The following is a 9,913-nucleotide window of genomic DNA, read 5'->3' as shown; positions in this document are numbered from 1 at the left end:
GTTGAATTTGATGCATCGGAATTAGCAAGTGGAACTTATATCTATAAATTAACTGCTGGTAATTATCAGACGATTAGAAAAATGTTATTAATTAAGTAATATTATGTTTCATTGAAGGTAGAATCTCATGGTTCTACCTTCGCTTTTATTCACGTAAGTATAACCAGCTTTTCCACCCGCCCGCTTTTTCAGTACGGCATTATTAATATTTTCGGGTTTAGTGGTAAAAGTAAACATTGTTGTTCGGCTTTGTTCTGTAAAATAAAATTGTTAGAAATTATTGGTCGTTGTTTTTACTTCGTCATTGCAGTTCGGGGCGGACGGGTGAAAAGCCACGCCGTTATACTTACTAAACAAGGAGGTAATTATGAGATAGTTATCCTTCAAAAAGAGTTTAGAGTATGTTTATAAGGAATAAGTAAAGAAAGAGGTGAAAAAATGAGAAGAATAATATTAGCCGCATTTTTGTTTGAGTTCATTTTATTGAGTTGCGATGATTTGATAGAAATTAATGATCCTTATGTAGAAATTGAACAAATCATTCCTAACCCTGCAAACATTGGAGATACGGTAAGTATATTTCTAAAAAATTTTAATTACCAATTAAATGTTGAGAATATTGACCAGGTAAAAGTAATATTATTCAACAAAATTAACAGTAATAAAGATACGATTCAGGCAACAGGTTATTATGATGATTTAAAAAAACAAGAATACGGGAATTTCTATCATTCTAATCTAACCGATTCATTAGCTAGAAGTTATCAGCAAGTAGTACAATTCATTGTTGATAGCTCATACCCTAGCCAAAGTACAGTAGGTGTTAGACTAAATGATATAACAACAATTAGCAAGAGTAGTATAATTCTAATTATTAGCAAATAGGGAGGATCCTATGTCCACGAATAATTTTGTCACAAACTTTTTATTATTTTTTATTGCAGTTACAATTTCATTAAATGCACAAAGTAAAAAAGAAACATATATCGTTGAGTTAGATACCTCGGTAAATTTGAAGAGTTACACTTTATCAGATGGTTACTTAGATCATTTTAATTTGATTAATTCAAAAAATGTAAAAGACAAGAAAAGCGATAAAAGACTTGTTGCTGTTGCTGAATTTTTCGAAAAAATAAAACCGTTATCAATAAGAAAATTTATTAGAAGATTACCGGAAGATGTTACATATTTAACAACAGCTACTGGTAAGAAATTTAACGTAGAAGGATACCAAAAATTATTAGTTATTGAAACGGACACAAAAATTGATGTTAATACTCTCAACAACGATTTATAAGCAAACAAAACAGTAAAGAAAATAACTCCCGATGTAAAAATTGCTGTCTCAGTCTGGCCGCCCAATGATACATATTACACATGGCAGCCAGAGTATTATAGCAATCAATATAATATTGATTTACCTAGAGCCTGGAACTACTCAGCAGGAAATTCCGGGATTAAGATTGCAGTAGTTGATAACGGTATTGATTACACACATACTGATCTTGGAGCCGGATTTGGAATCGGTTATAGAGTTCGCGGCGGACGGGTGAAAAGCCACGCCGTTATACTTACTTAAAGATTTCCTAACGTCTCCATGCAAGAATTTCATCTTTCCCCAAAAAGTATACAATAAGTTAAGCAACTCTTTCGGGCGTGTATGTAATTTTGCATAAATACATACCTCCTGTACGGTTGATTATGCTTTGAGCCCTTCAAAAATTAATTTTCAGTTTCTCCATACGAACAATGTCACGCCATTTTTGCGACAGGTAAACTTCTTTATGCCCGTCCCTCTCTTTTTATTATATTGAGATTATAATTTTCCCGGTTAAATATCGGTCTTTGAGTCTGAGGCGAAGGTCTGTCGGGAGAACTCTTTTTCCGTAAAAATTTCGGGGTGTTTTTATGAAGTTATTGAAATCTCTCACTTTCTGGATTTTTGCCGGTTTTGTATTCGGCGTTTTATTCGGCTATCTCTTCAGGGAAAGCATTCTGCCCGTTGCAAATCCGGCGGCTGCGATTTTTATCAATTCTTTGAAAATGATTGTAATGCCGATAATCATCTTTTCGATTGCCAGCGGAATTTTGAATATCGAATCCGGGAAGGAATTGAGGAAACTCGGCGTTAAAACATTCCTTTATTATGTCACGACCACAACGCTTGCCATTATAACGGGGCAAATTCTCGTTACGCTCGTAAAACCGGGTTCGAACGTAACGAATCTCGTATCGGCAAACGTGGAAAACATTCCCGCCGCAGAAGGAAGCATTCTCGATATCCTGATCGACATTATTCCGACCAATCCGATCAATGCAATGGCGGAAGGCAATGTGATTCAGGTAATCTTCTTTATGATTTTGTTCTCGCTGATAATCATGCGGTTTCAGGATAAATACAGGACGTTTTTTAACGACTTTTTCCAGGGCGGATTCAACATAATGATGGAAATGGTGCGCTGGATTATCTGGCTTGCGCCCGTGGGCGTCTTCGGAATTGTAGCCGGCATTGTGGCGGAAACCGGCTTCGATGCGATTATCGGATTGATGAAATATTTCTTTACCGTTCTCGGAGGACTCCTTTTCCATGCCTTTGTGACTCTCCCGGTAATTCTTTCCCTGCTCGGAGGAATGAATCCGTGGCTTCATTTCAAGAATATGCTGCTTGCCATCGAAACGGCGTTTTTTACGAGCTCTTCGATGGCTACTCTTCCGATTACAATGGAATGCGTAATCAATAACGATAAAGTGGAACCGAAAGTGGCTAATTTCGTATTGCCGATAGGAGCCACGGTAAATATGGACGGAACTGCGCTCTACGAAGCCGTAGCCGTTATCTTTATAGCTCAGGCATACGGCATAGAACTGACTTTTGTTCAATTGATTATCGTATTGTTAACGACGGTTCTGGCTTCGATCGGAGCGGCGGCTATTCCGATGGCCGGCTTCGTTATGATTACGATTATTCTGAAAGCCGTCGGTCTGCCTCTCGAAGGCGTCGGACTTGTATTGGCGGTCGACAGACTTCTGGATATGGTGCGTACGACGGTTAACGTATGGAGCGATTCGTGCGGCGCAGTCGTGGTAAACAACCTCAGCCGGAAGGAAACATGACGTTAATCCGGTATTGTTTTTATTAACTTTTAACAAATACGAACGGGTAAAATGAATTATAAGTTTATTAAACTGTTATTTTCAGCTTCCCTGATTCTTGCCGTTTTATCGTGCGGAAACGAAAAGCAATTCGTCAGAAATTCAATCGATTTATCGGGCGTATGGCAATTCGAACTCGATCCGGATAATAAAGGGATCGGGGAAAAATGGTTTGCAAAAGATTTATCCGACTCGGTTTTGCTGCCGGGCACTACCGACTCGAATAAAAAAGGTTTCCGGAATACAGATACTACGACTCTCCATTTGAACAGGGAATATAAGTACGAAGGCGCCGCATGGTATCGCAAAAAAATTGTCGTGCCCGGTAATTTCGAAGGCAAACATATCGTACTTACGCTCGAAAGAACTAAGCCTTCTATGCTCTGGATCGACGATAAGTATATCGGCAATTCGTATCTGCTCCAGTCGCCTCAACGTTACGACCTTACAAACGTTCTCGCTCCGGGCACTCATTTCATTACATTGAGAATCGACAACAACCTGAAATTGACTCCTTACGGCAATGTGCATATTTACAGCGACGACACGCAAACCAACTGGAACGGAATTATAGGAAAGATATTTATCGAATCGACGGAAAAAACATTTATAAAAGGATTGCGCGTTAAACCGGATATTGCCGATGAAAAAGCCGCCGTTGAAATCGAACTCGAAAACGGATTGAAAATTCCCGAAATCAATGTGGAACTGAACGTGTCGCTGATAGAAGAGGGAATGAAAGAAGAACTCAATCCGGTCGAGTATAAAGTCAGGGCGGACTCCGTAATTCGTCTTGAATATAATTTTGATGAAAGTCCGAAATTGTGGGACGAATATCGTCAGCCGCTTTACGAATTGACCGTTCTGATCAAAAACGAAAAAATTATCGACGGAAAAACCGTGAGATTCGGAATGAGGGAATTCAAAGCCGACGGAAAACAGTTTTCGATAAACGGCAGGAAAACATTTTTGAGGGGCAAGCACGACGCGGCGGTCTTTCCGTTGACGGGCTACACTCCGACGGACGTCGAAAGCTGGATGAGAATATTCGAAATTGCAAAATCGTACGGAATCAACCATTACCGTTTTCACAGCTATTGTCCGCCGGAAGCCGCATTCGAAGCCGCCGACCGCGTCGGAATTTATCTCCAGGCTGAACTCCCTTTCTGGGGCGGACTCGAATCCGACTCGGTAGCCGGACGCCTTAAAGAAGAAGGAGCCGGTATGCTGCGCAGTTATGCGAATCATCCTTCTTTTGTAATGTTCGGCGCGGGCAACGAAATCTGGTCGGGTCACGACCGCGTTGTTAAAATCATATCCGGATTGAAATCGATCGACGACGGACTTCTCTATACGACGGGCGCAAATAACAATATCGGGTATCGCGAACCCGACGATATTTCCGATTATTATATCGGCGCAAGAACTCCTTACGAGCGCGATACTGTATTGACTCACTTGAGGCTTTCACAGGCTTTTGCAGATTCAAGGGACGGCGGAATTCTGAACGGCTTTTATCCTTCGACTCTGATAAATTTCGATTACCCCGTCAGCCGAATCGACATTCCGGTTATCAGTCACGAAGTGGGACAGTATCAGATTTATCCGGATTATTCCGAAATTAAAAAGTATACGGGAGTTTTGAAGCCGTGGAATCTGGAAATTTTTCGCAGAAGAATGATTCAAAACGGATTGGAGGGAATGGACGGAAAGTTTAGAAAAGCCTCCGGCGCCTGGTCGGCGATTTGTTACAAAGCGGAAATGGAAGCCGCATTGAGAACAAAAAATATGGCGGGATTTCAACTGCTCGATTTACAGGATTTTCCCGGACAGGGAACGGCGCTCGTCGGAATTCTCGACGCGTTTATGGAGAGTAAGGACGTCGTTTCCGTAGAGAAATGGAAACAATCCTGCAACGACGTCGTTCTGCTGCTGGAATTTTCGCGGTATTGCTGGCGGTCAAACGAAACTTTTAGGGGCAATTTAAAGATTGCCAATTATTCCGATAAAAAATTAAACGACGATATCGAATGGGAATTGACCGACGGGAAAAATATAATTGAATCGGGAGTTATAAAGAATTGCGTATCCGAACAGGGAACGCTCTCGGACGCAGGAAAAATTGAAATTAAACTCTCCGCCGATAAACCCTCCCGTTTTAATCTGAAATTAAAATACGCCCGGTACACAAACGAATATCCTTTATGGATTTATCCGCAGGATAATAGCGAACTCGATTTGGAAGGAATAACCGTTGCCGGTAAAATTGACGGGGCAATAATTGAAAAACTCCGCAACGGAAATAAAGTATTGCTTTTCCCCGATCATAAAACGATTGAGAAAAAAAGTTTGGCGGGTTTATTCACTCCCGATTTCTGGAATTACGGAATGTTCAAAGGCATAAGCGAGCGGAATAAAAAACCCGTATCGCCGGGCACGCTCGGAATTCTTACCGACCCGGATCATCCCTTGTTCGATTATTTCCCGACGGATTTTCATACGAACTGGCAATGGTTTTCGATCGTTAAAGCCTCGCGTCCTTTGATACTCAACAAGCTGAAGGATTACAATCCGGTCGTAAGCGTTATCGACAATCTCGAACGGAATTACAGACTCGGACTCATATTCGAATTCAAAGTTGGAAAAGGCTCGTTGCTTGTGTGTACGGCTGATCTGGAAAAAATCATTGATTATCCGGAAGCGTTCAGCCTTTATAAATCGATTGTGAATTATATGAAGTCGGACGCATTCAATCCTTCGTATACCATCGACGAAAGACAATTGAAAGAATTGTTTTGAATCTGCGCGGATTGATGAGCTTTAATTTCAGGTTTTCCGAAACTTTTGTTTCTTGGAAACGATTTCGAACTGATAAGCAAAAAATCAACTTCCATAAAAAATTCGGCGGGACGTTATGCGTCTTTTAATCATTATGAATGACTTTTATTTCCAAACGGCAATTCAAAGCTTCTAAGTATTTTTTAATTGTGGAAAGCGAAGGCGAATGTTTGCCGCTGCTGAGCGACGATTCCAATCTGGCAATAGCAGGCGGTTTTGTTCCCATTTTTTTTGCGATTTGCGATTGCGAAAGACCGGCTTTTTTCCGCGCTTTCAACATCTCTTTTAACAAAGTAAATTCAGGTTCGAGTTTGTCATATTCATTTCTTACGGACGTTTTATTAAGAGCTTTTTCTTTTAATTCTTCATGAGTCATTTTTTGAGCGTCTCCTTCATTCTTTTTAATGCTGTTTTTATTTCTCTTTTGGGTACTCTATTCGATTTTTTTATAAAAGTGTGGAGCATAATGATTTTATTTCCAGGTTTTGTGCAATAATAAACTCTTGCAATTCCTTCCTTGCTTTTAATTCTCAATCCGATTAAGCCTCCTTCAATGAATCGCGTATGGGGCATACCTAAGTTATAACCGAATTCTATCATCAAATCGGTTAATCTTAAGTATCTTGCAAGTAAGCCATCTGGTAATGAAAGTATGTTTTTTTCTACATCCTTGCTATAATATTGAATGCTCCATTTCACTTCATCAAAAGTAACAAATATGTTAATGCCGGTCAACATTTTATTGATCTTATTTCAAAATCTTTAAGTAGGAAATCAAAATCGATATAACCCTCCTTTAAAAGAGGGAGAAATTGGTTATATTAACGATTGATATTATTCCACTAAAAAACAAAAGGGGAAAAAATGAGGCGCCTGGCAACCCTTCTGCTTATTTTAATGTTGACTTCCGCAGTCCATTCTCAAAAAGGAAATCCGACGAAAATCAACCTTATTACCAACGTAATCAACAGGAATTTGATATCGCTCGACGGCAGATGGAATTATATAGTCGACCCGTATGAAAACGGATTTTACGATTACAGACGTCGTCCGTACGACGAGATTGGCGACCGCACGGGCGGATTTTATTCCGACAGAAAACCCGCAGATAAAACCGACCGCGTCGAATACGATTTCGACCTTTCTCCTGCTATGACAATTCCCGGCGACTGGAATTCGCAGGTAAACGAACTTAAACTTTACGAGGGCTCGGTCTGGTTCAAAAGGGATTTCGAAGTTAAGAAAAAACCGGGCAAAAGATATTTCCTGTATTTCGGAGCGGTCAATTACGAAGCGCACGTCTATCTCAACGGTAAAAAACTCGGCGTTCATATCGGCGGTTTCACGCCTTTCAATTTCGAAGTTACCGGACTATTGAACGACGGCTCGAATTTCGTCGTCGTTAAGGTTGATAATACAAGAAGGCTCGACGGCGTTCCGACCGTAAATACCGACTGGTGGAATTACGGAGGAATTACGCGGGACGTCTTTTTGATTGAAACCAACGATACGTTTATACGGGATTTCAAATTGCAATTGAACAATAACGATCCCGAATTGATTGAAGGTTTCGTTCAGCTCGACGGCTCAAAAGGCGAACAAACCGGAACGATTAGAATAGAAGAAGCAAATGTTAATTATAATTTCAAGACCGGCTCGAACGGATATGCCGAAATTAAAATACGCGCGGGTAAGTTGAACTTGTGGAGTCCCGGAAATCCGTTTCTCTATAATGTAAAAATCGAAACGGAAACCGACACGCTGAAAGATAAAATCGGATTCAGGACTATAGCGGTTAAAGGAACGGATATTCTTTTAAACGGCAAACCCGTTTTTTTGAGGGGAATCTGTCTGCACGAAGAAAATCCGTTAAAGACGGGGCGAGCTTACGGCGAAGCCGAGGCTTTGATGCTTCTAAATTGGGCTAAGGAGCTCAACTGCAATTACGTGCGACTGGCTCACTATCCGCACAACGAATATATGGTGAGAACCGCCGAGAAAATGGGTCTTCTGGTATGGGAAGAAATTCCGGTCTACTGGACAATCCAATGGGAAAACGAATCGACATTCCGCAACGCAATGAATCAGCTGGAAGAGATGATAGTAAGGGACAGGAACCGGGCAAATGTAATAATCTGGTCGATGGGCAACGAAACGCCCGTTATCGAACCGCGTATTCGTTTTATGAGCAAACTTGCCGAAAGAGCGCGCGAACTCGACGGAACGCGTTTGATTTCAGCGGCTCTCGAAGTGCATCGCAAAGAAAACGAGCCGTTCACTTATATGGTGGACGACCCGCTCGGCAAATATCTCGACGTTTTGTCGTTTAATGAATATATCGGATGGTACGACGGCAAACCGGATAAATGCGATAAAATTAAATGGGAATTCGGATACGACAAACCCGTTTTGATAAGCGAAACCGGAGCCGGCGCTTTGCAGGGATTTAAAGGCGACAGCTTGACCGTCTGGTCGGAAGAACATCAGGCGTATTTCTACGGCAAACAGCTTAAGATGATCGGCAAGCAAAAACAAATCAAAGGTCTGACGCCGTGGATTCTGGTCGACTTCCGGTCGCCGAGAAGACCGCACCCGGTCTATCAAAATTTCTGGAACAGAAAAGGATTGGTTTCGAGTTCGGGCATTAAAAAGAAAGCTTATTTCGTATTGAAAAATTTCTACGATACAATCGAAAAAAGTAAATAAGGAACGGAATAAATAATGCGCGCTTTTGCGCTGGTTATTTTGAGCGTCCACGGTATAATTCATCTTCTCGGCTTTATTAAAGCGTTCGACCTGATGAAAGTGGAAGAACTCAAGAGTTACATTTCGAAGAGAGACGGAATATTGTGGCTGCTCGCCGCGGTTCTGCTGCTTTCAGCCGCCGTGTTATATTCGAACGATTTTATCTGCTGGCAGGCTGTGTGCGCATTGGGAATTGCAGTTTCTCAGTTCCTTATAATCAGATACTGGAACGACGCTAAAATTGGCACGATCGCCAATCTTATTTTAATTCTTCCGGTTATTATAACGGCGGCGGATTCTCTTCCTGTCGGTTATAAAGAAGAATTCAAGTCGGAAGTTGTCAAAAGAATTTCCGGCGAGGGACGGCAGGGTGTTGTCTCTTTTGCCGACATTGAACATTTACCCGCTCCGGTACAAAAATATTTGATCTATACGGGAGCGGTGGGAAAACCGCGGGTTTATAATTTCAGAGCGGTCGCCGAAGGAGAAATTAAAACGGCGCCGGATTCGAAATTTCTCAAATACCGTTCAACGCAATACAATTTTATCAACAATCCGGCGCGCTTCTATTATATCCGGTCTTCTCTCTACGGAATTCCGTTCGAAGGTTTGCATACCTACGCCGATTCCGGCGCGGTAATGAGAATTAAGCTCGCGTCGTTTTTTACGGTAGCCGAAGCAAAGGGCGAAATTATGAATAAAAGCGAAACGGTAACGATGTTCAACGACATTTGCCTTTTTGCTCCTGCCGCCTTAATCGACAAAAAGATCGAATGGCGACCCGTCGATTCGCTCTCGGTCGATGCCTATTTCGAAAACGCCGGCAACAGAATCAAAGCCCGTCTTTATTTTAATACAAAAGGCGAACTGGTCAATTTCGAGTCGGACGACAGATACGAATCTGCCGACGGCAAAACATACGTGAATTACAGATGGAGCACGCCTGTTAAAGATTATCGTAATTTCGGAGATGTAAAACTCGCGTCGTACGGCGAAGCTGTCTGGCATAAACCCGGCGGGAAATTCGTTTATGCAAAAATGCGCCTTAAAGAAATTGTTTACAATTCGAGAGAGTACACCCCGATAAAAAACGAGTTGTTTCTGAATTTTTAGCCCGTCTCGAGCATCTAACCTGTCGAAGTTATAATTTAATTGCGTATAATTACATTCAAAAAAA

9 protein-coding genes are annotated in these 9,913 nt (G+C 41.4%); 6 read left to right on the top strand and 3 right to left on the bottom strand.

What is annotated here, in order from left to right; translation table 11 throughout:
• Nucleotides 1-438: 438 nt before the first annotated feature.
• Together ACSSWA_RS07430 and ACSSWA_RS07425 are read left to right on the top strand one after the other, a co-directional pair.
• Nucleotides 439-885: a hypothetical protein gene (locus tag ACSSWA_RS07430; protein ID WP_437355929.1), complete on the top strand. Its 447-nt coding sequence runs from the start codon at nt 439-441 to the stop codon at nt 883-885.
• Nucleotides 886-895: 10 nt separating this feature from the next.
• Nucleotides 896-1,297: a hypothetical protein gene (locus ACSSWA_RS07425; RefSeq protein WP_437355928.1), complete on the top strand. Its 402-nt coding sequence runs from the start codon at nt 896-898 to the stop codon at nt 1,295-1,297.
• Between the two features lie 141 nt (nt 1,298-1,438).
• On the opposite strand, the gene ACSSWA_RS07420 is transcribed toward ACSSWA_RS07425, so the two are convergent.
• A complete protein-coding gene (locus tag ACSSWA_RS07420) occupies nt 1,439-1,612 on the bottom strand; it encodes a hypothetical protein (protein ID WP_437355927.1) in 174 nt (57 codons plus the stop codon).
• 296 nt (nt 1,613-1,908) lie between these two features.
• Here ACSSWA_RS07420 and ACSSWA_RS07415 point away from each other — a divergent pair, with 296 nt between their 5' ends.
• The gene (locus ACSSWA_RS07415) at nt 1,909-3,114 is read left to right on the top strand and encodes a dicarboxylate/amino acid:cation symporter (RefSeq protein ID WP_437355926.1); all 1,206 of its coding nucleotides are present in this window, start codon (nt 1,909-1,911) and stop codon (nt 3,112-3,114) included.
• Between the two features lie 51 nt (nt 3,115-3,165).
• Entirely contained in the window at nt 3,166-5,952 is a 2,787-nt protein-coding gene (locus ACSSWA_RS07410) for a sugar-binding domain-containing protein (RefSeq protein WP_437355925.1), read from the top strand.
• A gap of 124 nt (nt 5,953-6,076) precedes the next feature.
• Here ACSSWA_RS07410 and ACSSWA_RS07405 read toward each other — a convergent pair whose 3' ends face one another.
• Both ACSSWA_RS07405 and ACSSWA_RS07400 read right to left on the bottom strand, forming a co-directional pair.
• Nucleotides 6,077-6,367: a helix-turn-helix domain-containing protein gene (locus ACSSWA_RS07405; protein WP_437355924.1), complete on the bottom strand. Its 291-nt coding sequence runs from the start codon at nt 6,365-6,367 to the stop codon at nt 6,077-6,079.
• Nucleotides 6,364-6,729, bottom strand: a complete 366-nt coding sequence (locus tag ACSSWA_RS07400; protein WP_437355923.1) for a type II toxin-antitoxin system RelE/ParE family toxin — start codon at nt 6,727-6,729, stop codon at nt 6,364-6,366. The genes ACSSWA_RS07405 and ACSSWA_RS07400 overlap by 4 nt, the downstream gene beginning before the upstream one ends.
• A gap of 126 nt (nt 6,730-6,855) precedes the next feature.
• Between ACSSWA_RS07400 and ACSSWA_RS07395 the strand changes: the two genes are divergently transcribed.
• Nucleotides 6,856-8,697, top strand: a complete 1,842-nt coding sequence (locus tag ACSSWA_RS07395; protein WP_437355922.1) for a glycoside hydrolase family 2 protein — start codon at nt 6,856-6,858, stop codon at nt 8,695-8,697.
• A gap of 15 nt (nt 8,698-8,712) precedes the next feature.
• Nucleotides 8,713-9,849: a DUF6544 family protein gene (locus ACSSWA_RS07390; protein WP_437355921.1), complete on the top strand. Its 1,137-nt coding sequence runs from the start codon at nt 8,713-8,715 to the stop codon at nt 9,847-9,849.
• Nucleotides 9,850-9,913 lie beyond the last annotated feature (64 nt).

The organism is Melioribacter sp. Ez-97, from assembly GCF_051488665.1.
Lineage (GTDB): Bacteria > Bacteroidota > Ignavibacteria > Ignavibacteriales > Melioribacteraceae > Melioribacter.
The sequence above is the reverse complement of the archived record's forward strand: the minus strand, read 5'-3'. Positions and strand labels throughout refer to the sequence as shown.